Annotated in this window: 10 protein-coding genes; all 10 read right to left on the minus strand. The window is 74.9% G+C overall.

Features of this window, described 5'->3' with window-relative positions; translation table 11 throughout:
* Positions 1-146 precede the first annotated feature (146 nt).
* The 10 genes from NAEX_RS30080 to NAEX_RS30125 all read right to left on the minus strand — a co-directional run bounded on the left by NAEX_RS30080 (position 147) and on the right by NAEX_RS30125 (position 24,731).
* The gene (locus tag NAEX_RS30080; RefSeq protein ID WP_096330920.1) at positions 147-1,385 is read right to left on the minus strand and encodes a sigma-70 family RNA polymerase sigma factor; all 1,239 of its coding nucleotides are present in this window, start codon (positions 1,383-1,385) and stop codon (positions 147-149) included.
* Positions 1,386-1,617: 232 nt separating this feature from the next.
* A complete protein-coding gene (locus NAEX_RS30085) occupies positions 1,618-2,217 on the minus strand; it encodes a DUF4142 domain-containing protein (protein WP_170136112.1) in 600 nt (199 codons plus the stop codon).
* A gap of 748 nt (positions 2,218-2,965) precedes the next feature.
* Complete coding sequence (locus NAEX_RS30090; protein ID WP_096330922.1) at positions 2,966-4,237, minus strand: outer membrane protein assembly factor BamB family protein; 1,272 nt, start codon at positions 4,235-4,237, stop codon at positions 2,966-2,968.
* 223 nt (positions 4,238-4,460) lie between these two features.
* A complete protein-coding gene (locus NAEX_RS30095; RefSeq protein ID WP_096330923.1) occupies positions 4,461-5,270 on the minus strand; it encodes a hypothetical protein in 810 nt (269 codons plus the stop codon).
* A 12-nt stretch (positions 5,271-5,282) separates the two neighbouring features.
* The gene (locus tag NAEX_RS30100; RefSeq protein WP_096330924.1) at positions 5,283-6,461 is read right to left on the minus strand and encodes an AAA family ATPase; all 1,179 of its coding nucleotides are present in this window, start codon (positions 6,459-6,461) and stop codon (positions 5,283-5,285) included.
* A gap of 40 nt (positions 6,462-6,501) precedes the next feature.
* A complete protein-coding gene (locus NAEX_RS30105) occupies positions 6,502-11,064 on the minus strand; it encodes a hypothetical protein (protein WP_143141094.1) in 4,563 nt (1,520 codons plus the stop codon).
* Complete coding sequence (locus NAEX_RS30110) at positions 11,061-16,565, minus strand: hypothetical protein (protein ID WP_096330926.1); 5,505 nt, start codon at positions 16,563-16,565, stop codon at positions 11,061-11,063. The genes NAEX_RS30105 and NAEX_RS30110 overlap by 4 nt, the downstream gene beginning before the upstream one ends.
* A 75-nt stretch (positions 16,566-16,640) precedes the next feature.
* The gene (locus NAEX_RS30115) at positions 16,641-17,654 is read right to left on the minus strand and encodes a hypothetical protein (RefSeq protein WP_096330927.1); all 1,014 of its coding nucleotides are present in this window, start codon (positions 17,652-17,654) and stop codon (positions 16,641-16,643) included.
* Positions 17,655-18,693: 1,039 nt separating this feature from the next.
* Positions 18,694-21,534, minus strand: a complete 2,841-nt coding sequence (locus NAEX_RS30120; RefSeq protein ID WP_096330928.1) for a hypothetical protein — start codon at positions 21,532-21,534, stop codon at positions 18,694-18,696.
* Entirely contained in the window at positions 21,534-24,731 is a 3,198-nt protein-coding gene (locus NAEX_RS30125) for a poly-gamma-glutamate biosynthesis protein PgsC/CapC (protein WP_143825652.1), read from the minus strand. The genes NAEX_RS30120 and NAEX_RS30125 overlap by 1 nt, the downstream gene beginning before the upstream one ends.
* Positions 24,732-24,815 lie beyond the last annotated feature (84 nt).

Raw genomic sequence — 24,815 nt, forward strand, 5'->3', positions numbered from 1 at the left:
AGAAGGGGAAGATCGGTCGGCGACGCGAGCGGGAGATCGTTCCGCGGGCGAGCACCTGTGGCTCGGCCCGTTGGGTGCGAAGATCGACCTCGCGTAGCGGGCGAGCGGGAGACCTCGGGGTCCGCGCCGCGCCGCCGACCGCCGTGTCACATCAAGTGACGGCGCGAGAACTCGGCGCGCAGCTTGGCCAGCGCGCCCTCCTGGAGCTGACGGATTCGCTCGCGCGACAGCGAGTAGCCGGCGCCGATCTCCTTGAGCGTCATCTCTTCCTGCCCATCGAGGCCGACGCGCTTGCGCAGGATGTCGGCCTCGAGCGGGGAGAGCTGGGCGAAAACTTCTTGCAGCTGCGAGTGGAGCAGCTCACGGTCGAGCACGTCCGACGGGGCCTCGTGGTCGGGGTCGGCGACGGTGTCGACGAGGCTGACCTCGCCGTCGCGCGAGGCGGGCAGGGCGAGGCTCAGCGGGGTCTCGATCAGCGACCAGCCCATGCGGGCGATCCGCTCGACGCTGACGCCGCTGACGGCCGAGAGCTCCTGGTCGGTGGGCTCGCGGCCCTCGCGGGCCTCGAACTCGCGGCGGGCCTTGGTGACCTTGTTGCACGCGTCGATCATGTGGACGGGCAGGCGCACGCTGCGGGCCTTGTCGGCGATCGAGCGGCTGATGGCGTGGCGGATCCACCACGAGCCGTAGGTCGAGAAGCGGCAGCCGCGGGCCGGGTCGAACCGGTCGACCGCCTTCATCAGGCCGAGGTTGCCCTCCTGGATGAGGTCCTGCAGCGGGACGTTGCCGCGGTGGAAACGGCGCGCCAGCGCGACCACGAGGCGCAGGTTGGCGCGCACGAACGCGTTCCTGGCGGCCGTCAGCGCGGCGTGCTGCTTGCGGACCTCGGCGGCGTAGCGGGCGAACGGGGCGCTGCCGCGGCGCGGCGGGTTGACGTTCAGCGAGACCGCGGCCTTGCGGTCGCCCTCGAGGCTGGTGAGGTCGGCGAGGATCGCGTCGGCGAGCTCATTGTCGACGTCGGCCGCGAGCATCGCCGCGGCCAGCTCGTCGCGGGCGGCGTGGAAGGCGTCGTGGTGGCAGCGCAGGTCGCGGTCGCGGAGGGTCCGCGAGGTCTGCTCGAGCGCGTTCAAGGCGGCCACGGGGCACACGTCGGCGCCCAGCCGCCGGCGCGCGAGGGCGCAGATCGCCTCGACGAACGGCGGGTAATTCAGAATCGCAACCCACAGACCCTTGCGGAGCTCGCTGATCTTGCGGGCCGCGGCGGTCTCCTCTTCCTTGGTCATGACGTGGACCTCGGAGAGGTCGCGGAAATAGGCGGTGAGGGGTCCGTGGCCGGATTCGTGGGCCGGAGCGCCCGAGGGATCAGCGGTGAGGTCGCGCAGCATGATGGTCTCCTTTCGGTGCCGGGGCAGGATCCGCGCAGGGGGCCGTGGACCGTAAGGAGTGTCCGTCCGCGGCGCGAGAATCGAACAAGAGGAGGGTCGGTGGTAGGGGCGGGGGTGCGGATCCTGCCCGGCTCCGGGGCGCCGAACGGCGGGCCCAGGCGATCGTGCGAGGGTCGGTGATTTCAAGCGAACGTCGAAGTCAGATCAATCCAAGTCAATCATCGCCTGGCCGTCACTTCTTTTCCGTCTTGAGGTTGGTGCGCATGTCGAGGGCGAGGTTGTAATGGCTCTCGACGATCTTGCGCACCTCTTCGAGCTCGTCGCGCAGCTCGTCGGTCTGGGCGAAGGGGATCATCTTGTTGTCGAGCGCGGACAGCCAGGTGGCATGCACGTCGACCTGAATGTCGATGTAGGCCTTGTCGAGCTCGTCACCCTTCTCGATCTTGCCCATGGTGTCGAGCTTCTGCCGCGAATCCTGCTGGATGTCGCTGGCGAGCCGGCTGCTGGTGGCCCTGAGGTCGAGGGCGTCGCGGACCTTCTTTGCGCGCTCGCGCACGAACTCGTGGTCGTTGATCATCATCGCCGCGAACTCCTTGACCTTCTGCGTCTTGGCCCACTTCTTCATGTACTCGCCGTGGGCGATCGCCTCGTCGTTGATCACGTCGAGGACGCCGAAGATCTCGTCGTCCGCGGTGTTGCGGTGGGCCGGCGCGGTCGCGGCCGGCGAGGGTTCCACGACCGGCTCCGGCGAACTGGTGTCCGGAGACGTGCGCGAGCAGGCCGCGGCGAACACGAAGGAGAGCATGTAGAGGGTCTTGTTGCGGGGCTGCATGCACCTTGGCTGATCCAGGCCCGCACGACGAGCAACGTAAAAATCATCAGAGGGCCGAACCCGCCCACTCCCCGGAATGTCGAGGGTTTTTGGAGAGCGCGGCGAAACCGGTGTTTGAAGCGCTTCTGGGTCAACTTGGGGGCTCCAGGCCTGGGCCAATCCGCGCGCGATTTGCCGCTGGACAGGTGTCCGAGCGGTTGCGTGATCGGCGCTGAATCGTGGGACTGCGCACATTCCGCGAACCACGGCACAACGCCCGTCTCGCTGTAGAACGTCGTTCTACCCCCCGCGCCGGGCGCTGTGTGGCGATCGGGGCGCGGGGAGAATGTCGGTCCGTCGCCACGGTTCAGCCCGTCAGGGGGCCCGCCAGGGCACCCGTGCGGCCCCGGGACGGCTGAGTCCGCGATTTCGGCCGGCGCAAGTAATGATAACAGTCGGCGCTTCGCGGCGCTCCGGACGCTGTGCCTTCCATCGAGGAGGAAGCGGCGGACCTACATGCCGCCCGTGAATGCTCTCCGCGAAATCCATCGACAGGTAGCCGGCGACGACCAGGGACTCGAGGCCGAAGCCGGCGAGGACGGCGAGGTCGTGGTCGGGGCCGGCGAACCCCGGGGTCCCTTGCAGGGCGCCGCTGCCGTCATAGAGGCGGACGACGCTGCCGTGATTGTCGACCTCGTCGAAGCCGGTGAGGACGATCCGCTCGTCGAAGCCGGCGGTGGGGCTGGCGTGCGCTGCATCGTCGCTCGCGTCAATCGAGGGCGAGGCGGCGGACCCACATGCGCGCGTGGGTGGTGTCCTCGACCTCGTCCAGGACCTGGCCGGCGACGACCAGGAAATCGGGGCCGAAGGCGCCGGCGACGGGGAGGTCGAACAGGTCGGGGTTGGTGAGGGCGAACACGGAGGTCCACTGCAAGGCGCCGCTGCCGTCATAGAGGCGGACGACGCTGCTGGGATTGTCGCCCGCGTCGAAACCGATGAGGGCGAGCCGCTCGTCGGGGCCGGCGGCGAGGTGCGTGGTGGAGAAGGTGCCGGTGCCGGTGACGCTCCACAGCTCGCCGAGGTCGGCCCCGCGGCGCTGGAGCAGGAGCTCGGGGTCGGAGCCGAACCCGGCGAGCACGAGGTCGCCACCGCTCGGCGAGGCCGCGACCGCGCTGGCGTGCGCGGGGGTGCCGGCGAGCTCGGCCGGGAGCCAGCCGCCTCCTTCGTGGATGACGGCGAGGAGGGATTGATCGCCCTCGACTCCCTGGACGTGCGCGCGGCCGACGACGGCCACGCGATCGCCGAGGACGACGAGGTCTTCGCCGACGCTGTGCAGCTCGCTGGCCGCCTCCCACAGCGCGGCGCCTTGCTGGAGCGGGTGCTTGCGGACGACGATCCGCTGGCTGGGATCGTCGTCGAACTGGCCGTTGAGGCCCGCGTAGAGGTGGTCGCCCGCGGCCGCGAGCCCGAAGAAGGACGCCTGGCCGGCCGGCTCGACGGTCCACAGCTCCGCGCCGGTGGGCGACAGGGCGTGGAGCTCGCCGGACCCGGTGCCGAGGAAGATCCGGCCGTCGGCGTGGACGGCGAGCTTGCCGTCGTCCATCGGGACGCGCCACTGCTCGACGCCGTCGGGCGAGAGCGCGAGCAAGAAGGTTTGCTGGCCCGAAAGGCCGCTGATGACGATCTGCCCCGCCGCGCCGACGACGAGGTCGACGACGACGTCGGCGCCGTCCGGCTCGAGGGTCCACTCGATCCGTCCGCTGCGCGCACAGGCGTTGTCGCAGCCGTCGTTGGGCTCGTCGTTGCCGTCGTCGCAGGTTTCGCCGGGATCGTGCTGGCCGTCGCCGCAAAAACCGGTCGAAAGGGTGGTGGTCGGGAGCTCGCCGGTGGAGCTCGTCGGTCCGGTGCTACCCGTGCCGGTGTCGGGGGACGATGTGGTGGCATCGTCGGTGTCCTGGGGCGCGTCGCCGACGACGATCGACGGGATGCAGCCGACGAGGGCGAGCACGGTGAGGGCGGAGAGCCGGGCGGGAAAAGACATGGGGGTCTACCTCCGGGGGGAGTGGTCCCCAGCCGGGGCGGGTTCCGTCACGCTGGGCTGCAGAGGGCGTGGGGCGGGGATCTGGAGAAGGATGGGTGAAAATCGCGCGGCCGATCTTCGGTAAGGGCGAGCGAGAGTCACTCGACCTGACGACGGGACGAGGAGAGGCCGACCGTCGACGGTGGATAGTGGATAGAGGCTCGCTCGCACGCGAGGAACGGCCTCACGAGGCCGGCGGCAGCAGATGGGCCAGCCTGCGCGCGATCGGGTGCTCACGCAGCTCGGCGGCTCGCGGAGCGTCGGTGAACAGCTGCCGCAGGATGTACTCGCCCCATTCGTCCTTGGCGTTGGCCCAGGTCTCGTGAATGTGTCGCCGGACGGGTGGACGCGGACGGAGGCGGCGTAACGCGGCGATCGCCGGTTCGAGGAGCTCGGCGCTGGGATCGCGGAGGTCGGCTCGACCCCATCCCGTGGGCCAACCAGGAGGGTCCGCGTCGAGGCCGAGGGCGCGACGCACGGCCCGGCCGTCACGGGCCAGCAGGGCCTCGAACATCGGCTCCATGCACAGGGCGAGGACCGAGCCGGGAACGACTCGACTGTGATTCAGGCCGCGAGGCGCCCGGCCACGGAATCGCTCGAGCGCGTCGGCGCGTCGGCGTGCATCTCTCGCCCAGCCCGAACCCTGCAACAGCGGAGACTCGGCGAGCCCGCGATAGAGGCCGAGCTTCTCGTCCCAGGCGCACCGCCGCTGCTGCCTGTCGATCGGCTCGAGGTCCCAGGCGATCACGAGCGCGTCGGCGCCGGGATCGAGCTTCTCTCGCGCGGCCAGTGCCTGGATCTTCGCGTCGAGGCCGGGCGCCGAGGTGCTGGTGCGCAGGCCACGGAGCCGCGAGATGGCGTCCTTGCCGATCGGGACGACGAGGTCGACGGGGGCACGGCCGAGAGCGGGGAGGAGAGTGCCGTTCCAGAGCCTGCTGCAGTGGTCCTTGCTGCCGAGAGGGGCGCTGCCCTCGACGAAGAGCGCGATGCGCATGACGGCTCTTTTCTAGAACTCGAGCAGATCGATGTAGCGCCCGCCCGGACGGACGCGTGGGTCGGACCGCTGACTGGCAGGATCGTCGGCGAGGCGGGTGTAGGTGGTGTCACCCAGGGCGCGGCGCACGACCAGGACGTCGTCCACGTCGACGTCGTCGAGCAGCCACGGCGAATGCGTGGTGACGATGACTTGCACCCCGCGCAGGCTGGCCTCCTTGAGGTACCCGAGGACCTTGCGGACGGAGATCGGATCGAGGCCGTTCTCGACCTCCTCGATGCAGAGGAGGCTCGGTCCGGGGCGGTGGGCGAGCAGGGCGAAGATCGCGGTCATGCGCCGGGTGCCCTCGGAGAGCATCCAGGAGGGGATTTTGAAGGTCTTCTTGCCGGCGGCGCCGCGGTCGATGATGTCTTCTCTCAAAGCGTAGTTGCCGCTGCGGCTGTCGCCCGCGCGGAAGACCTCGACCTCGCGGAAATCGGGGAGGACGGAGTGCAGCATGTCGACGAGGTCCTGGCGACCGTCATCGTCCAGCTCCTCGATCAAGGCGGGCAGCATGGCGCCGCGCTCGTCGAGGAGCGGGGCCAGCGACGGCCGGCGAAGCGTGCTCCCCTGCGCGAGGTCGGTGGGCTCGAGGCGCAGAAACACGGCGTTCTTCCAGAACCCGGCGATGTCCGAGCCGGTGAGGGGCAGGCCGGGATCGACGACCAGTTCGTCGATCCGCGACAGCGCCAGACGATCGCTGAGGTCGAACTTGCCCTGCGGGGTGAAGCGGACGTCTTGCTCCCCCTCCTCGGTCCAGAGGACCTCGCTCGGCGCGCTCCCGGACGAGCCGATTCGCAGCCGTTCGGAGCCGACCGTGGCGATGTCCTCGAACACTTCGCGAATGTTGCAATGATGGTCGGCGAACGCCCCCTCGGCGGATTCGAGCCGGGTGTGCAGCTCGAAGCCCCGATCCCCCTTGGCGTGGCGATGATTGACGAGATCGGCGACGCCGTTGTAGCGATCGCAGGCGGTGTTCACGGTGCCGCGAATCGCGGCGTCGATCCATTGCAGCCCCTCGAGCAAGGTGCTCTTGCCGGCGCCGTTGCGGCCGATGACGACGTTGAACGGCCGCAGCGGCACGCCCTCCAGCGCGTAAGCCGCCTTGAAGCGGTGCAGGCTGACGTGGGTGAGGCGGAGGGGCGACGGCACGGGTGCGGCGAGGGTAACAGGTCGACCCTGCGCCCAACAATCACGGGGCGCCGCTGCGCTGGCGGAGGCCGCGGATCAGCCAGCCGCCCTTGGCGCGGCTGTCGAGGTCGCGCATCACGGCGGCGGCGCGGGCGTGGCTGATGCGGAGGCTGACCAGGTCGCGCATCACCTGGCGGGCGATGTAGTAGCGGCGGGCGCCGTCGAGGAATTCGACGCAGCTCTCGAGCCAGCCGAGCCACTTGTCGTGGCGACTGCCGCGTGCGGGGCCGGCGCTCAGGTCGGAGACGCGGGTCTGGTGGAGGGCGCGGGCGCGGCCGGCGGCGAAGCTCTGCAGCTCGCCCTCGCCGTCGTAGGCGATCCGCTGCTCGAGCTGGGCCGCGACCAGGCCCGAGTCGATGAGGCCGGGGTCGGCGGGCTGGGCGAGCCGCTGCAGGGCCTGACGGCGGATCTCGGGCTCGGGGCTGGCGAGGGCGGCGAGGTTCTGCTGGGCGACGTCGAGGGCGGTCCAGCGGTAGACGAAGTCGAGGCCGGTGCCCTTGATGTTCTGGGTGCCCATGAGGATCGCGCGCACGCCGGGCGGGACGGCGAGGGCGCAGCGGAGGATGACCTGGTCGCCGGTGGTCAGCGGGTCGACGACGACGTCGATGAGGTCCATGAACAAGAGGCGATAGGCGTCGCGCACGGCGGCGTGGACGAGGCCGGGCGGCATGCCGCCGCCCTCGGCGAAGGCCGCCTCGACGCGGGCCTTGAGGCGCACGCACACGGCCGTGCGCGCGAGCTGGCGGAGGAAGTGGTCCGCGACCTCCTGCGGGCTGGCCAGGCGCACGCACTCGGGCGGGTCGCTGTCCTCGAGGACATCCGCCGACTCGACCAGGCCGACCAGCCACGGGCTCAGCTCGTTGCGCACCACCGCGAGCACCTCGCCGAGGTGGATGCTGGCGCGCGGGTCTTCGCCGAGGTACGGCGCGCAGCGGCGGGCGATCTCGTCGCGCACGCCGGCCAACGAGCGGCCGGCGCCGTGGCCGTAGATCACGAGCTGGCCGGGCAGGGCCTCGGGCGCGATCGGGCGCACGCGCGCGAGCAGGCGGACGAGGCGCTGGTGGGCGCGCGCGCGGCCGGCTGGCCCGTCGGACAGGTCGTCGCGCGACACGATCTCCTGGGCGGCGAGGAAGCCCTCGAGGGCCTCGCGGATGTAGCCGACCAGGCCCTGGGTGTTGGTGCCGATCAGGACGTGGCGGTCGGCGGCGACGTCCTCGACCAGCAGGCGGGCGAACACCTGCGAGCGGGCGACCCGGTCCTCGCGGTTGTTGACGACGGTGATGACGTAGCGGTCGGGCTCCTTCTCGAGGTCGAGGCGGTCGCAGCCGGTGCGGCGCCAGTTGGACAGGAAGCCGGCGCGCTCGTTGGCCGAGCAGCCGTTGATGAACTCGAGCGTGCGGCCGGCGACGCGGGCGGGGCCGTAGCGCTTGAGCACGCCGAGGTCGGGGACGACGTGCTCGGCCATGGTGGCGATCGCCAGGGTGCGGTCGAGGCCGAGGTGTTCGGCCAGGCGGGCGACCAGGGCGACGTTGCGCGGGTGTTCGTCGTAGGGGATGAGCGCGAGCAGGTCGGCCGGCAGCAGGTCGCCGGCGAACTCGTCGACGGCGTCGAGGTCGCTGCCGCGGCGGCCCGCGGCCTCGCGCAGGACCGGCAGGAAGTTGATCTCGCTGGTGACGGTGCGCGCGCCGGTCGGCACGAAGCGGGAGATGACCTCGGCCACGTCCATGCCCGCCGGGCCCTGGATGTCCTCGTGGTCGGGGTAGCAGTTGGTGATCGTCGCCGCGTCGTCGCGCATCCAGTGGTGCTGCAAGATCTCCACGTAGGCCGGGTTCAGCGCCATGCACTCCCACAGGAACACGTCGCTGCCGGTCTTCGCGGCCAGGTTGAGCAGGGTGCGCTGCTCCCAGATCGTCGCCTTGCCGTAGGGGCGGAAGGTGTAGATCTCCATCGCCTGGCCGCGCGGGGCGGCGTGGATGAACATGGCCTCGCAGCCGGTGGTCTTGGCGAACACGCGGTAGCCGAGGCCGTGGAACAGGCCGGCCTTGAGCCGCTCGGTGCCCGACTTGCCGCGGGTGCCCCAGCCGCCGATGACGAGCGGGATGGCGGCGCGGTCGCGGGCGATCGCGCGGGTGCGCAGGTAGGTGCCGACGAACAGCATCGCGGCCAGGGCGGCGAGGAAGTAGGCGAGCGCGGTCTGGCTGCTGCCGCTCAGGGTGAAGATGTCCGCGAGGACAGGTTCGCCGAGGTCGGGCAGCTCGAGCGGGACGCCGACGAGCAGCGCGCCGAGGCCGGTCATCGCCGAGGCGGCGGCCGGCTGCGGGGCGGAGACGGCGCGCGCGACCTCGGCGGTGAGCCGCACCGACTGGGTCACGGGGATGTCGACGCTGGTGTAGACCGGCTCGCCGCGGGCCTCGCTGGCGCCGAACAGCTGCAAGAGCTGCGACGGGGCGGTGCGGGCGAGCGAGGCGCAGGGGGCCGGGTGGGGCACGAAGTAGAGCTCGACGCCGTACTGCTCGCGGAGGACGCGGGCGTAGGCGGCGCGGGCGGCCGGCTCCTGGGCGTCGAGGGCCTGGCGCCGCAGCTCGGCGAGCTGGGCGTAGCGGAGGCTGAGGCGCAGGTGGGCGGCGATCCGCTGCCACAGCGGCCGGTGCCAGCGCAGCTCGGTGGTGCCCTGGCTGCTGACGACGCGGACGACCCGCGGGCGCAGCACCGGCAGGCCGAGGATGTCGTCGACCAGCGGGAGGTGACGGCCCCAGCCGCCCTCGCGCTCGCTGTGGACGCGCTCGCCGGGGACCTCGGTGGCGACGACCTCGTGCAGGCGGCCGGAGTGGGCCCGCAGGTCGCCGCGGAGGATCCGGCCGCGGACGTGCGAGAAGCCCTGGCGCTTGTTCGGGCCGGGGTGGCGCAGCTCGTGCCACAGGCGCCACAGGCGGGCGCCCCAGCGGTCGCCGCGGCGCAGGAGGATGCTGTCCTTGCGGACATGGGCGTCGATGCCCCAGTCCTCGCGGGTGAGGGCGGCGAGGATCCGTCCGAGCCAGGCGGCGTCGCCGGGCGGCGGCAGGTCGGGCCGCCGCAGCGACACGCGAGCGGCCTTGCCGGGCGGGGTGCGGGCCAGGGCCTCGGCGAACACGCCGGTCCAGACCCGGCGGGCCGGGTCGAGGGCGCTGTCGATCGCCTGCAGGGCGGCGGCGGCGGCCTCGTGGACGACCGGCGGGTGGTCGTCGCGGGTGGCGATCCGCGCCAGCACGGCGCTGAGCTGGACGAAGTTGCCCGAGTCGGCGTGCCATGTCCCTTCGGACATCTTGACGATCTCGGCGCAGGCGACCCGCAGGACCAGCGGGGAGCTCTCGTCGGCGAGGATGGTGGCGAGGGCGGGGGCGTCGGTCGGGCCGCGCAGCAGGCCGCGGACCGCCGCGGCGCGCACGCGGGCGCTGCCGTCGCTGGCGAGGATCGTCAGCAGGGCGGCGCCGCGCGGGTCGATCGGGCGGACCTCGACGGCGGCGGCGCACAGGGAGATCCGCACGTGCTCGCTGGCGTCGTCGACGGCGTTGAACAGGATGTCGACGCAGCGGATCGGGTCGCGGCCGCGGGCGGCGCGGCGGGCCAGGAACTCGACCACGAGCGCGCGGACGAGGAAGTCGCGCGGGCCGCCGCGCGGGGAGATCAGGCGCGCCTCGGCCAGCTCGAGCGCCTCGGCGGTGGGGGCGTAGCCGCGGTGCTCGCGGCGGGCCCCGGCGCGCAGGCGCAGCTGGGGGATGGCGAAGCGCGAGCCCTCGGGGGCGTCGAGCGAGACGCGGTCGAGCAGGGCGAGGGCGGCGGCCTGGACCCACGGGTGCTCGGCGGAGTCGCCGGCGCGGCCGCGGGCGGCGGTGGCGAGGCGGAGGTCGAGGTCGAGGTCGAGCTCGTGGGCCTGGCCGGCCTCGGCGAGGCGGTCGAGGAGCGCCGACAGGGCCTCGAGGCAGGCCAGGCGCAGGGTGAAGCGCGGCAGCCAGGTGAGCTGGCTGATCAGACAGGGGAAGACCTCGGCGCGCTCCTCGTAGGCGACCTCGGCCGAGGCGGCGCCGACCAGGCGCACGGCGAGCTCGACCTGCTCCTCGAGCAGGGCCTGCTCGGCGGCCAGGCGCTCGCGCAGGGCGTCGTGGTCGAGCCAGCGGCCGAGCGCGCGCAGGTCGGCCTGGCGCTCGCGCCAGCCGCGGGCGTGGCGGCGGATCGCCGCGGCCAGCACCGCCTGCTGGGTGCTCGGGTCCTTGGCCGCCAGCGCCGCGGCCACCAGCTCGGCCTCGCGCGACTGCAGCAGCGCGTGCTCGCGGCGCAGCACGGTGATGCACAGACATGTCCGCGGGACAATGTCCTTGAGGGCATGTTCAGCGACGAGGGCGCGGCGCGCGGGGGCGCGGCGCAGGCCGGCGAGCTCGAACAGGTCGGGCCGCAGCTCGGGCGGGACGTCGGCGCTGGCCGCCAGGCGGGCCGCCAGGGCGGCGGCCGCACGCGCCCGCAGACGCGCGGTCAGGGGGTCGAGGGGGCGGAGGATGGCCTCGGTGATCGCGTCGATGATGGCGGTCATGGTGTCGGCTCCTGGCGCCACATGCGGTGCTCGCGGGCGGCGCGGAAGGGCATCTCGAGCGGGCCGAAGTCGCGCAGGCCACGACCGAGGGGCAGGTCGAGGCGCAGCCACAAGTCGAGGCCGTTGCGCGCCGGGTAGAGGGCGGAGAGGTAGAGGTTGTTGCGCACGCCGAAGGCGAGGCGGACGCCGTCGGTCAGCCAGAAGCCGACGCCGAGGCCGGCGAGGAGCCGGCTGCGCAGGTAGGTCTTGTCGCGGTCGGGGTCCTTGAGGCGGAGCGAGGCCTCGTAGTCGAGCGCGAACTCGGGGACGACGCGGCCGTAGAGGGCGAGGGCGCCGGCGATGCCGGCGTGCATGCTGACCTGGTCGACGCTGCGGAAGTCGCTGTTCGGCATCATGTCGGCGCCGACGACCACGCGCGCGTCCTGCCAGGCGACCACCCGCAGGTCGAGGGTCGGCCGGAACACCAGCGGATGATCCTCGACGTACCACTGGTACACGCGCGGGTGCAGCTCGCCGCGCGGGAAGGCGTTCCTGCTGTCCAGCGACTGGTAGCGGTAGGCGAGGTCGAGGCCGGGGAGGAGCTGCAGGCGCGGGGCGAGCCAGGTCGGGCGGTCGATGCGGCCCTCGCCGCGCAGGCTCCACGGCTGGACCTGGTGCTCGGTCTGGACCAGGCCGGCGGCGCTGACCCACGCGCGCAGGCCGGCGCGCGGGAAGAAGGCCTGGAAGCTGAGGCGGCCGCCGGCGACCAGCGCGGTGTCCTCGCGCGGGCGCAGCTCCGGATTGACCTCGATCCACAGCCGCCGCGCCAGCAGCTCGCGGGCCCAGCCGAGGCGGACGATGCCCGAGGCGCGCGGGCGCAGGTCGTCGCTGTCCTCGAGGTCGTCGGTGCCGAGGTGGAGGTCGACGTACGGGGTGCCGAACTTCTGCACGCGGCGGTCGGTCGGCGGCACGGCGAGCGGCGGGTGCGGGACGGGAGCGGGCGGGGCTGGCTCTTGGGGCAGGCGGGCCGAGTGCCGTCGCGGCGGCCGCGGCGGGGCCGCCGCGGGCTCGGCGTCGAGGCGCTGGTGGACGCGCACGAGCGCGGGGCCGACGCCGGGGGCCAGGCGCATGCGCAGCGGGCCGGAGTCGGCCAGGGTCAGGACCTGCACCGGCGGGTGCGCGGCGAGGTCGTCTTTGGTCCTTTTGGACAGGCCCGATGGGACATGTCCCGAAAGACTGCCGAGGGAACGGGCGGGGCCGTACGGCTCGCTGCCGCGGGCGACGGCGACGCTGACGTCGGAGGCGGGCCGGCCGTGGACCTCGACCTGGACGGTGGTGGGGCCGAGGACGATGAACTCGACCGGGCGACCCGGGCGGGCGACGTGCCAGCGGTCGGTGCGGGCGACCTGACGGGCCTCGGGGCGGCGCAGGCGGGCCAGGCACAGGTGGGCGTGGCTGCCGTCGTCGAGCTCGAGGGTGACGGCGTCGCGGGCGGGTACCGCGAACTCGGCGAGGGTGAGCGTGTCGGCGGCGACGGGCTGGGTGTGCAGCAGCTCCTCGCCCATCCAGAAGCGCACGGTGGGCGCGACGCCGCCGAGCTCGGGGCGGACCTCGCGGCACCACAGCTGGAAGCCGAGGGCGTCGTGGCCGCGGGCGAGGTCGATCAGCACGGGCACGCCGGGGCGCAGCATGAGGGCGCCCTTGGTCGGGAACGGGGCGGCGAGCAAGGCGGCGCGCGCGTCGGCGTTGATGGTGGCGGGCGCGGGCTGCTTCGGCAGGTCGCGGTGCTCGCGGCTGCCGCGCTCTTCGCTGAGGATCAGGTGCGACCAGCGGCTGCGCTCGCCGGCGATGTTGGTCAGGCGGTCGAGCCAGGGGGTGCGGATCGCAGGGCGGACGCGCAGGGCCAGGCCGTAGGCGAGACCGGCGCCCTCGGGGCTGGTGGTCGGCTCGTCGAGCGCCGCGAGCGCGCTCTTGACGCCGGCGAGGCCGACCTGCCAGCGCTCGGTGGCGGCGTAGACGCGGTGCCAGGCGCGGAAGGCCTCGGCCGGGCGCGCGGCGGCGTCGAGCAGGGCGGCGCGCAGCGCCAGCTCGGCCGGATCGGCGGCCGGGCGCGCAGGTGTCTTGAGGGACAGGGCCTTCGGGGCAGGTGCGCCGGGGCGCTGCGACCGCGAGCCGGGCGAGCCGCCGGGGCTGCCCACGGGGGCCGGGTCGGCGGCGCGGGAGGGCGTGCGCGGGGCGATGTCGTTCCCGGCAGGCGAGGCGGCGGAGCCGGCCGACATGGCTTTCGGGGCAGGCGAGGCGGTGGAGCCGGCCGACATGGCTTTCGGGTCAGGCGCTCCCGAGGCCGGGGTCGGCGGTGAGGATGTCTTTGCGGACATGTCGCCCGGGGCCGGCGCGCCGAGGACCCCGGCGCCGACGACGGCGGGGGTCGCGGGGCCGGTCGCGACCAGCTCGTCGAGGACGGCGAGGCCGGCGGCGGGCCCGGCCTCGCGGGCGCGGGCGGCCGCGGGGGCCAGGCGAGCGAGGGCGAGGTCGTCGAGACCGGCGGCCGCGAGCGCGGGGGCGACGAGGACGGGCACGTCGGTGGTGACGTCGATGTGGCTGGGGGCGCCGAGGGCCTCGATGCGCCGGCCGAGGGCGAGCGCGCGCGGCTGCAGGGCGGGCGGCAGCGGGTGGGCGGCGACCTGGGCCCAGTCGGACAGGGCGTAGGGCCGCTGGTCGAGGTCGAGCAGGGCGCCGGCGCGGGCGATGAGCAGCTCGGGATCGTGCGGGCGCTCGAGCAGGCCGCGGCTGGCCCGCTCGAGCGCGGCGAGCGGGGGCTCGGGGCGGCGGCTGTCCTCGGGGACAGGTTTTTCGTCGATCGGGGCGGGGCCGGGCTGGCCGGCGGCGGGGACAGGAGCGGGGGCGAACTGGGCCTGGCTGTCCGCGGGGACAGAGGCGGCGGCCGGGGCGGAGGTGGGTCGTGTGAGGCTGTCCGCGGGGGTGTCGCCGGTCGCGCGGTCCTCGGCGGCGAGCGGGTCGTCCTCCGCCGCGAGGGCGCCGGCGGCGGCCGGCGAGGTGTCCTGGGGGGCATGTCCTTCGGGACTCTCGGACGTGTCCGAACGAACATGTCCTGCAGGACTCTTTGGAGGATCGCCCGCCAGCGGCTCGCGCAGGCCGGGGGCGCGGACGGCGGCGGACACGGCGACGGCGGGGCCGCCCTCGGTTACGAGGACCTCGAGGGCGCGGGCGCGGAGGTCGAGGGGGATGAGGACGCTGGTCGGCGGGCCGACGCGGGGGCTGCCGTCGAGCGGGATCGCGGTGGCGTCGACGGGGCGCAGCTCGACGCTGAACTGCCGGCGCAGGCCGGTGTCGGTCTTGACGGTGAGCTCGACGCGGGTCGGGGTCTCGCTGGCGAGGGCGCGGATGTCGACGCGGGCGTGGGCCGGCTCGCCGGGGAGGACGAAGCGGGCGGGCTGCTCGGCGTCGGCGCGCCACAGCCGGAGCAGGCGGGCGTCGGGCGCCCGCGGGGGCGTCGGCGCGAGCGAGGACCACACCTCGCTGCCGCTCGCCCCGGCGACGGTGAGCGCGTGCGGCCCGGCCGGCAGCGCCAGCTCGAGCAGCTCGAGCTGCGCGAGCGGCAGGGTCCGCCAGCGCTCGTCGTCGACCGTCACCGTCAGGCTGGCGTCGGTGCGGGCGTACAGCCGCAGCAGCGCCGGCCGCTCGGGGGCCTCGGGCAGCGTCGGAGCCATGACCGTTTGGGCATGTCCGTTCGGCCATGTCCACAGCGACGCGCTGGTCGGCGCCCGCGCCGGGTCGGGCGGCAGGCGCTCGATCCACACGAGCGGCGGCGGCCCCTCGTGGCTCGGCAGCAGCAGCGACCAGCGCGTCGCCTGCCAGTGGTCGCGGTAGGCCGCGCGCAGGTCGGCGTCGTAGGGGTCGAGCCGGCGGGCCCGCTCGAACAGGGCCAGCATCGGGCTGGCCAGCGGCAGCGGCGGGCCGTCGAGCAGGCGGGCGGCGGCCGCCAGGGCCCGCGCCGGGGCCTCGCTCGGGCGCGGGCCGAGCAGGCGGCGGGCGAGGCCGGCGTCGTCTGTCCCTTCGAGCAGCTCGATGCCGGCGGCGCGGCCGCGGGCGGCCAGCTCGCGGTCCTTGACGGCGTCGGCGGTGCGGGCCAAGGACCAGGCGAGCTGGCGGCGGCGGGCCGGCGCGAGGCCGTCCTGCTGCGCCTGCAGCCAGTCGAAGGTCAGCGCCAGCGGCGGGGAGGTCGGGCGCCGGGTCGCCGGCGGCGGGCGGCCCTCGATCTGCGCCAGCAGAGCGTCGACCAGCGCGGCCCGGGGCGAGCGCGTGCGGGCCAGGGCGCGGCGGCCGGCGCGGAGCAGGTCGTCGGCGCCCTCGCGGCGCAGGGTGGTGGCGAACCGCTCGAGCGTCTGGCCGACGCGGACCTGCAGCAGCGCCGCGTCGCCGTCGACGCGCAGGCGGTAGGTGTGCTCGCCGGGGGCCAGCGGGATCGCCAGGTCGCGCTCCGGGCCGCCGACGCGGCACTCGGCGGCGTCCGGCGGGCACGGCGTCTCGGGGGCGAGGCGCTCCCGGGCGAGCCGGCGGCCACCGGCGTGGACGGAGATGCTGGCCTTCGGGTCCTGTCCCAAGAGTCTGGCGGAGATCCACGCGACCCCGGGCCCGGTCATCCGCAGGTCCCAGCTGCGGCCGCCGGCGGTGCGCTGGAACGGGCGGCCGTCGAGGTCGACCGCGGCCGCGCCGGGCAGCGGGCGGGGGGCCGTCTCGAGCGCGAAGGTCGGGCGGCCGGGCGGGCGCATGGCGGTGATCCGCTGGACCGCGGCGGCGCCGCGCCAGGCCTTCACGGCTGCCTGGAGGGACATGTCCTTCGGGTCACTCTTGCGCAGGGCCGCGGCGACGGCGGCGTCGGCGAGCAGCTCGCGGCGCAGGTCGGCGAAGGCCGGCAGGTCGGGCAGCGGCGGCGGCGGGCCGCCGCGCTCGATCCACTCGAGCGCCGCGCCGATCACGTGCTCCCAGATCAGCTCGCCGGTGCGCGGCACGGGGGCCAGGGCGGTGATCCGCGTCGGCTCGGCGGCGCTGACCAGCCAGTCGCCGGCGCCGCCCGGAGGATGCTCCAAGAGCCATGTCCCCGGGGCCACCTCGAGCGCCGGCTCGAGCACGGCGGCGCGGCCGTCCGCCGCCGCGCCCGAGCGGCGCCAGAACTTCAGCGGGGCGGGCCGGCCGGCGCCGCGGACCGGCTCGGCGCGGACCTGCAGGACCGCGAGCGAGCCGAGCCGGATGACCGCGCCGCTCGCGGGACCGACGACGACGCTGGTGGCCTTCGCCGCCTCGGGGGGCGGCGTCGCGGTCCACGGCGCCGGGTCGGTCAGCGCCACCGGCACGACCTCGACCGGGCGCCACTCGACGGCGGCGCGCACGGCCGGGTCGGAGAGCGGCGCGGCGGCGCGGCCGGGGCGGGCGCTGGCGCCGTGGGGGATCAGCGCGACGGCGGCGAGGAGCCACGAGGCGATGCGGAGGGGGGTGGACACGGTGGTGCTCCTGGAGGGGAGGGGCCCAGAGCGACGCGGGTGTGCAGGCGGAGTGGAGATGCCTCGAAGGACAGGTCAGAGCGGGCGCTCGGGCGGGCCGAGGCCGAGGATCTCGTCGGGGTCGCGGAGGTCGGGGCGGAGCGCCTCCGCCAGGTTGGCGAGCGCTCGCGCGTCGCGCTGGATCCGCCGGCGCAGCTCGTGCGACAGCTCGAGGTGGACGAAGCGGGCGACGCCGCCGCGGGCGCGGACGAGCCGGCCCTGCGCGTTGCTGGTGGCGCCGAGGCGCGTGCGATCGTCGGGGAACACCGCGACCTCGATGCCGAGGGCGCCGCGCAGGCGCTGGGCGACCTCGCGGGTGCGCGCGGTGGCGGCGACGCGGTCGCCGGCGCTGACGACCGCGGCGGGGCCGAGGGGGTCGTCGTCCTCGCTGAAGCCGTGGAGCTGCACGACCTCGGCGCGCGGCATGACGTCGAGCGCGGCGGCGGTGGCGATCGAGAACAAGTGCTGCGGGTTGTGGCAGGGGTCGGCCGGGGCGGCGTCGCGTTCGCGGCGCTGGCCGTCGGTGTCGAGGTAGCGGTGGACGGTGTTGACGAACAGGGCCCGCGGCCAGCCGTCGCCGCGCAGGGCCAGGGCGAGGGCGATCCGCTCGGTCCCGAGGTCGTGGAAGGCGTGCGGGGCCTGCAAGATCACCGGGCGCTCGGCGGCCGCGGCGGCGTCGTCGGCGACGCGCACGAGGTAGGCCCCGCCGCCGGTCTGCTGCGTCCGCGGCTCGACGGCGGCGAGCAGCCGCTGGCCGGAGACGTACCAGGCGTGGACCTCGTAGCCGGCCGCCCACGCCAGCTCGCCGAGGGCCTCGGGCTCGGGCGTCGGCGCGGCCAAGAGGCCGCGCATCAGCGCCTCGAAGGCGGCCGTCCGCTCGGCGGTCGGCGGGACGTAGAACGGCGGCGGCGGCTCGGTCCACAGCCGGTGTCGGAGCTCGGTCGGGTCGATCATGGTGAAGGCGTCGAGCGGCTGGGCCGGCGGCCGCGGGCGCCCGCCGGTCAGCGCGGCCGAGGCCGGCTGGTCTTCGGGACCTGCCCAGGGGGGCATGTCCGAACGGGCAGTCGTGCCGGCGCGGGCGGCGTAGCGGGAGACGTCGTCGGCCTGAGGGTCGGCGCAGTCGCAGGCGCGGCCCTGGCAGCCGGCCGACAGCGCGAGCAGGGCGGCCCAGCGGACGCGCCAGCGCTGCGAGCGGGGCGGGGGGCCGGACGCGGGCTCGCGCTCGGGAGGGCCGTCGACGCGCGCGGCTGCGGGCGAGGGGGCGACCTGTCCCGAGGGGCAGGTGGATGCTGATGATAATGAGGTCGGGGTCGCGGGATAGAGGACGGCTGGTGGGCTCGCGACCTGCGCCGCGGGGGCGGTCGAGCGAGCGACCTGTCCCGGGGGACATGCGGGGACCTCGAGGCGAGCGGGCCGGCCCGAGGGGCCTTCGGAGGCGGCGGGCGAGCGATCGGCCTGCGCAGCGGGATAGGCGGGGGCGGCTGGTGGGCGCGGGACCTGGCCGGCGGGATAGATGACGGCCGCCGGGCGAGGGGCCTGTCCGGGGGGACAGGTGGGGACCGCAGGCGGGCGAGGGGCCGGGCTCGGGCGACCGCCGGGGGGCTCCGGCGGACGCGCGGCATGGTCCTGGGGATAGAGGACGACGGAGGGGCGCGCGACCTGCCCCGAGGGACAGGCGGGGACGGCGGGCGGGCGAGCGATAGGGCTCGAGGGACAGGCGGGGCCGGACAAGCGAGCGACCTGGCCCGAGGGATAGGCGGGGCCGGACAAGCGAGCGACCTGGCCCGAGGGATAGGCGGGGACCGCGGGCGGGCGGGGGAACGGGCCCGAGGAGGCGGGCGAGGCCGCGGGCGGGCGGGGGAACGGGCCCGAGGAGGCGGGCGAGGCCGCGGGCGGGCGGGGGAACGGGCCCGAGGAGGCGGGCGAAAGTGCGGGCGGGCGGGTGACCTGGCCCCCGGGACAGGGAGCCGCCGTCGCGGGCTCGTCCGGCCCGGAGGGGTCGACCGCGGGCGCCGGGGGCACCGCGCTGTCCTCGAAAACATGCCCTTTCAGCCATGTTCCGGAGAACATGTTGCGTATCGAGAAGAATTCAGTCGTCATGGCCGAGCTCGAGGTCGGGGGCGGCGGTGCCGCTCTTCGGGGCCTCGCGGAACAGCCGCAGCCACACGGGGGCGCCGCTGTCGCGGGTGAAGGTGACGGTGTGGCGGCCGGGCGAGAGGTCGTCGCCGAGGCGGATGGTGAAGGTGGTCCGGTGGGCGCGGACGGGGGTGTCGCGGTCGGTCCGCAGCAATTCGGCGCCCGAGTCGGGGATCAGGGCGACCGAGAGCTCGGCCTGCGACACGTTGACCCCGCGGGCGGAGTGGCGCTTGGGCGCGCCGCCGTCGATCGCCACCCGCAGCGACGTCGCGGTGGTCGGCGCCCCCTCGAGCCAGTAGACGACGACGTGCAGCGCCTCGACGGCGCCGGCGCGCTTGGGCACGTCGACCGTCAGCGCGTTGTCGGCGAGGCGGTAGATCTGGCGCGCGGTGTAGATCGGCGCGCCCGAGAGGGTCGGTCGGTTGACGAGGATGCGCACGGGCTCCGGTCCTGACGACCACATGAGGGACACGAGCCCGCCCTTGGGCCGGGCGATCCGGCGGGACTCGGCGCGGGCGGTGATCAGCCAGTCGTCGTCGACGTCGTTGATCCGCAGGGCGATGTCCTGGCCGAGCGCGCGCACGCCGGCGCCGATGGCGTGGTAGCGCATGCGTGTCGGGCGGTCGAAGCCGCGGCGGAGGTCGATCTTCTCGACGACGTTCGGGCGCAGCACCGAGACGTCGCCCGGGCCCCAGCTGGCGATGGCCTCGTCGCGGCGCGACGGCGGCACCAGCTCGAGGATGTCGAGCCGCTGGGCCCCGCCGCGCGGGCGCGCGGTGATCCACGGGCCCTCGCTGGTCTGGCGCGGCGGCTCGTACTCGCGGCGGATCTGCGCCTGCAGGGGCATCACCTGGCCGGCCGCCCGCCGCAGCGCGTGGTCCTCGGAGCGCAGCGGGAACCACCGGTCGCGCCGGCGCGGGGCGTAGCGCCAGCGCTCGTCGTCGACGACCACCTGGTCGTAAGGCCAGACCCACGGCGAGCCGCCGACCTCGTCCGCCGGCGGCGGCAGCACGGTGCGGACGTCGAGCAGCGCGGGCGAGCCGCCGGTCAGCTGCAGGCGCACGGCCTCGGGCGGGGCGAGGAGGCGCAGCGAGACCGGCTCGCTGACCGGGCGCTCGGCCAGGGGGAGGCCGAGCGCGGGCATCAGCGAGGGGACCTGGGCGTCGTCCTCGTCGCTGCCGCCGACGGACTCGGCGAAGAACGACGACGGCGGGCGCGCCCGCTCGAACAGCGACAGGCCGGTCGGCTCGGCCAGCAGCTCCTCGACGGCGATCACGCGGCCGCGGGCGTCGAGGAACTCGAGGCCGAGGCGGACCGGGGCGACGGCGCCGAGCGAGCGGACGTCGAAGCGCAGGGTCCGGGTGTAGATGTCCTTCGGGCCAGTCAGGTTGAACGACAGCGGGGCGACGTCGGGGCCGATCCGGTAGAGCGGCAGGGTCCGCAGGTCGACGGGGATCAGCGCCGACGGCGGCGGCGGCGGGATCGCCAGCGTGCAGGCGGCGCGGTAGGTCAGGCGGGCGCCGGCGCAGCCGCTGCGCTCGGTCTCGGCGGGCAGGCGCAGGGCGGCGAAGGTCGACTCGCGCGCGGCCTCGTGGCCGGCCTCTTCGGACGTCGGGTGGCGGGCCCCGTCGCTGGCGACCACCTGGACGTCGGCCGCGCCGACGGCGGTCGACAGCTCGATCGCCGTCCAGCCGGCGGTCAGCGGGATCGCCTGCTCCTGCCAGGCGTCGGTGATCGGGATCGACAGCAGCGACACCGGCGGGGCCGGCGGCGCGGGCTCCGGACCGGCCGGGAACGGGCCGAGCCAGCGCGTGCGCACGGCTATCTCTTGGGGCATGTCCGTCGAGACAGTCGCGGTCCCGCGCGTGCGCACGGTCGCGGTGCCCGGCCCGAGCAGGTGGACCACCGCGGCCTGGCCCGGCGCGATCGCCAGCGCGGGCGGCTCGGGCGGCGGCGGCGCGGGCGGCGGCCCGGCGGCCACGTAGACGCTCTCGCCCCGGTAGTCGACGCCGGCCCGGCCCTCGGCGGGCATGCGCTCCCACGCCTCGGCCTCGGCGTGGGCGCGGTGGGCCTCGCGCAGCGCGTGCCACGGGAGGAAGGTGGCGGCGGCCAGGCGGGCCTTGCCGAGCGCGGCCTGGGTGGCGCTGCGCCGCAGGCTCTCGCCGGCCAGCCCGAGGTCGACGCGCCGGTGGACGCGGACCAGCGCGCTCGGGTTGGTGAACGGGACGACGATCTTGTTGCCGTCGCTGCCGAGGATACCCGTCTCTTCGGACAGCCGCAGCTCGAGCGTCGAGCCGGGCGGGCAGCTCGGCAGCGCCAGCTCGAGGCCGGCGCTGTCGGACAGCTCGTAGCGGTGGTCGGCGGCGAACGCGGCCTCGTAGATCCACCCGCCCTCGCTGTGGCCGGCCTTGGTCTGGTCTGTCCGATCGGACAGCTGGCGGCGCCACAGGATCTCGCCGTCGGGCGCGCGCAGGGTCGCCTCGATGCCGAACGCGTAGCGGCGGGTCGGCACGTAGGTCTGGTTGCTCGGCAGCACCAGGTGGGCGCTGACGCGGACCAGCTCGGGCCCCCCGGGCAGGCGGAAGCGCGGCCCGTGCTCGGGGGTCAGGACGTAGGCGATCATGCGCTCGCTGGTCGCGGTCAGCATGTCGTCGGCGGCCTCGTTCTCGACCGCGGCCGGCCCGCGCGTGGCCAGGACCACGGCGCTGAGCAGCGCGACGAGGGTCGGCAAGGCGAACCGGCGGCTGCCGAGCGTCGCGCCGCGGCGCCACAGGGAAGCGTCGGGCTGCAGCATCACCGCTCCTCCCCGTCGACCAGGAGGGTCCGGTTGCGCCGCCACAGCGCGGGGCCGACCGCGCGGATCTTGCTCGGGACGACGGTGCGGCCGGGCAGCGCCGGGCCGAGCCAGACGAGCGCGCAGCGGCGGTCGGCCCCGGTCTCGCACAGCGCCAGGAAGCCGCGCCCGGTGGTCCGCCCGAGGCCGGCCTGCAGCCGCAGGCCCGGCTCGGCCAGCACCAGCCGCAGCCAGTGGAGGTTGTTCGACTCGGCGTAGGCCTCGACCTGCGCCAGCGCGGTCATGAAGTCGGCCGCCGGGGCGGGGACGGCGGCGGCGGCCGGCTTGCCGCGCGCCTCGGCCTCGCGCGCCTCGGCGGCGGCCCGGCCCGACTTGCGCGCCGGCGGCTCCTCCTTGGCTGTCCCTTTGGACATGACCGCCCGGACATCGACGACGCCGGGCGCGGCGCCGCCGAGGGCCAGGGCCGCCTCGTCGCGGACCCACGCCGCGCACGAGCGGCCGGTCGGCACCAGGTCGAGCGCCGACAGCCGGCGGAGGTCGAGGCAGGGGTCGCCGAGCGCGTAGACCCGGCGCAGCGCCGGCGGGAACCACAGGATCGCGGCGGCGTCGGCGGTGAAGGCGGCCGAGAAGGCCATCAGCGCGTCGCGCACGCCGACCAGCGCGGCCAGCTCGGGGGCGTCCTCGAGCAGGCGCCAGCGCGGCACGAACGACAGCGGGCCGGACATCGTCAGCATGTCCGAAAGGACAGGCGGCAGCTCGCCGACGCCGGCGCGCGGGCGGCCGATCGCCAGCGCGTCGGCGGGCGCGCCGGGGCGGGCCCCGAGGCCGCGGACCTGCACGATCGTGCGCGGGGCCCCGGCCTCGTCGGCCGACAGCGCCTGGTGCAGCGCCTGCGCCGGGGTGAACGCCGACGTGCCGGCGCCCGAGCGGCTGATGGCGATCAGCAGCGCGCGCCCGCTGGTGGCGCTGAACAGCTCGGCGGCCAGGCGCCAGGTGCCGGCCTCCTCGGGCACGCGGATCGCCTCGATCACGAGCTTGGACGGACCTGTCCCGAGGACCAGGATCTCGCCGTTGGCCACGAGGGCGCGGCAGGGCCGGCGCGAGCCGCAGTCGCGCAGCTGCCACACCTCGGCGTCGACGAGGCGGGCGAAGCGGGCCGCGAGCGCGCGGTCCTCGGTGAAGCCGTGGATCAGCGGCTCGGCGACGTGGCGCTCGAGGAAGGTCAGCTCGGCGACCGACGGCGCGGCCAGGCCGCTGTCCGGCCGCTCGCTCCACGCCCGCACCTGCTCGGCGAGCCACGGCATCAGCGCGGGGGCGCTGCGGATCTCGGGGGCGTCGCGCAGCAGGCTGGCGCGCATCGTCTCGGGGTGCATGCGCACGACGGCGCGGCGGCCCTCGCCCCACGGGGCGCCGAGCAGCAGCGGCGGGGCGCCCTCGGCGAGGGCCATCGGCGGCAGGCCGGCGCCGCCGCGCGGGCTGGCCGGCTGCAGCGCGGGCAGGCCGATCGGCGCGGCGGCCTCGAGGTGGACGAGCGGTCGGCCGGGCGGGGCGTCGAAGTCGGCCCGCAGCTCGACCGCGCCTTCGGGGGCGAGGCGCGCCAGCGCGGCCGAGAAGGTCGTGTCGATCACGCCCGGCACCTGATCGCGCCCGGCGACCAGCACCAGGCGGCAAGACAGCGCGGCGCACAGCGGGCCGGCGGCCTCGGCGGCCGGGGCCTCGGCGACCGGCCGCGGGACCACGATCGCCGGCCCGCTGGCGCCGGGCACCACCAGCGCCGAGGGCCAGCTGGTGTGCACGACGCCGCGCTCGATCGGTGAGATGGCGTAAGAGACATGGTGGAAGAGACCGGTCGGAGCGCTCATCGCGTGGATGCCGAGGTCGGCGCGAGCGGCCGCGTCACGGGCGGTCGCGGCCGCGTCGTCGGTCGGCGCGGCGATCCAGGCGGCCAGCGCCGACCAGGCCTCAGCGTGGGCGATGAGCGCGGACGCGGGCGGCGCTTCGAGGCGCGGCGGGGCGAGTTCGGCGCGCACGTGGCCCAGCGCGAGCGCGCCCGCTTCGCTGCGCAGCAGGCGATCGCTGGTGTTGCGCGGGTTGAAGGCGGGCACGGGGGTCGGCACCGGCGCGGCGACGTCGAGGCCGAGGCCGAGCGCGCTGCCGATGAGCCACCCGGCGAACGCGGTGCTGATCGTCGGCAGCAGCACGCGCCGCGTCGCCTTCTTCGGCAGCATGCGGATCGCCAGCAGGGTCGACAGCAGGTAGCCGAACCCGAACAGCTCGCGCGCGCGCATGCCGGGCATCGACACGCTGACGATCAGCGACAGCAACCATTTGAGGACCACGCTGAGCGTGAACACCAGCGCCAGCTTGCGCGGGCCCTCGAGGTTGTAGCGGCGCAGCGGGGTGTAGCGCAGCAGCAGCTTGGTGATGCTCCAGAGGATGCAGGCCTCGGCCAGCGTCACCATCATCTCGAGCGGCGTGAACCACAGCAGGCCGAGCAGCGCGGGCACGAGGATCCCGCCGAAGTCCCAGCCGAACCGCAGGTTGAAGCGGGCGGCCAGCGTGGCGGTGGTCAAGAGCAGCACGTAAGCGCGCGCGTGGCCGAGGAAGTCGATCGCGCTGTCCTCGTACAGCAGCTCGAACGACGACAGCGACAGGTTGGTCAGCGGCAGCAGGACGAGCTCGAGGATCGCGTAGGTCAGGCCGACGACGACCGCGAGCGGGCCGAGCCCGCGCACGAGGCCGGGCTTCCACAGCATGTTCGCGGTCAGCGGCACCAGCACCAGGCCGATGCTGTAGAACTCGCGCACGGGCGGCAGCTCGGTGCCGAGCTGCAGCTCGAGCCACGACGACAGCGCCGGCAAGATCCACAGCTGGTCGTGCTGACGGACCAGCACGCTGGCGAGGACGATCACGAAGAAGCGGTCACGGCCGAAGAACGGCGCCCACACCCCGGTCGGCGCCAGCGCGTAGGCGAGGCCGCGGGCCAGCAGGTAGGTGACGATCGCCTCGAGCACGATCACCGCGGCGGTGGTCGGCTGCAGCGCCAGCACCGAGGCCAGGTAGCCCGGCACGACCAGGCCGACGAACACCCAGCCGAACGTCTCGGTGAAGAACAGGGCGACGTAGACCCCGACCAGGACCGGGATGAGGATCGATTGGTCGAGCCCGCCGTGCGGGAGCACTTCGAACGGTGTCATCACGCATCTCCCCGGAGTCCACGTTCCACAAGACAGGCCGAAGTCGACCTGCCTCAGCGCTGCGTGCGGGCCTGGGGCCCGCGC

It is taken from the genome of Nannocystis exedens, from assembly GCF_002343915.1.
GTDB classification, from domain to species: Bacteria; Myxococcota_A; Polyangia; order Nannocystales; family Nannocystaceae; genus Nannocystis; species Nannocystis exedens.

Coding starts and splice junctions, on each gene's coding strand:
- NAEX_RS30080 (WP_096330920.1), bottom strand. CDS start 1,385: ATGCTGCGCGACCTCACCGCTGATCCCTCGGGCGCTCCGGCCCACGAA.
- NAEX_RS30085 (WP_170136112.1), bottom strand. CDS start 2,217: ATGCAGCCCCGCAACAAGACCCTCTACATGCTCTCCTTCGTGTTCGCC.
- NAEX_RS30090 (WP_096330922.1), bottom strand. CDS start 4,237: ATGTCTTTTCCCGCCCGGCTCTCCGCCCTCACCGTGCTCGCCCTCGTC.
- NAEX_RS30095 (WP_096330923.1), bottom strand. CDS start 5,270: ATGCGCATCGCGCTCTTCGTCGAGGGCAGCGCCCCTCTCGGCAGCAAG.
- NAEX_RS30105 (WP_143141094.1), bottom strand. CDS start 11,064: ATGACCGCCATCATCGACGCGATCACCGAGGCCATCCTCCGCCCCCTC.
- NAEX_RS30115 (WP_096330927.1), bottom strand. CDS start 17,654: ATGCCCCCCTGGGCAGGTCCCGAAGACCAGCCGGCCTCGGCCGCGCTG.
- NAEX_RS30120 (WP_096330928.1), bottom strand. CDS start 21,534: ATGCTGCAGCCCGACGCTTCCCTGTGGCGCCGCGGCGCGACGCTCGGC.
- NAEX_RS30125 (WP_143825652.1), bottom strand. CDS start 24,731: ATGACACCGTTCGAAGTGCTCCCGCACGGCGGGCTCGACCAATCGATC.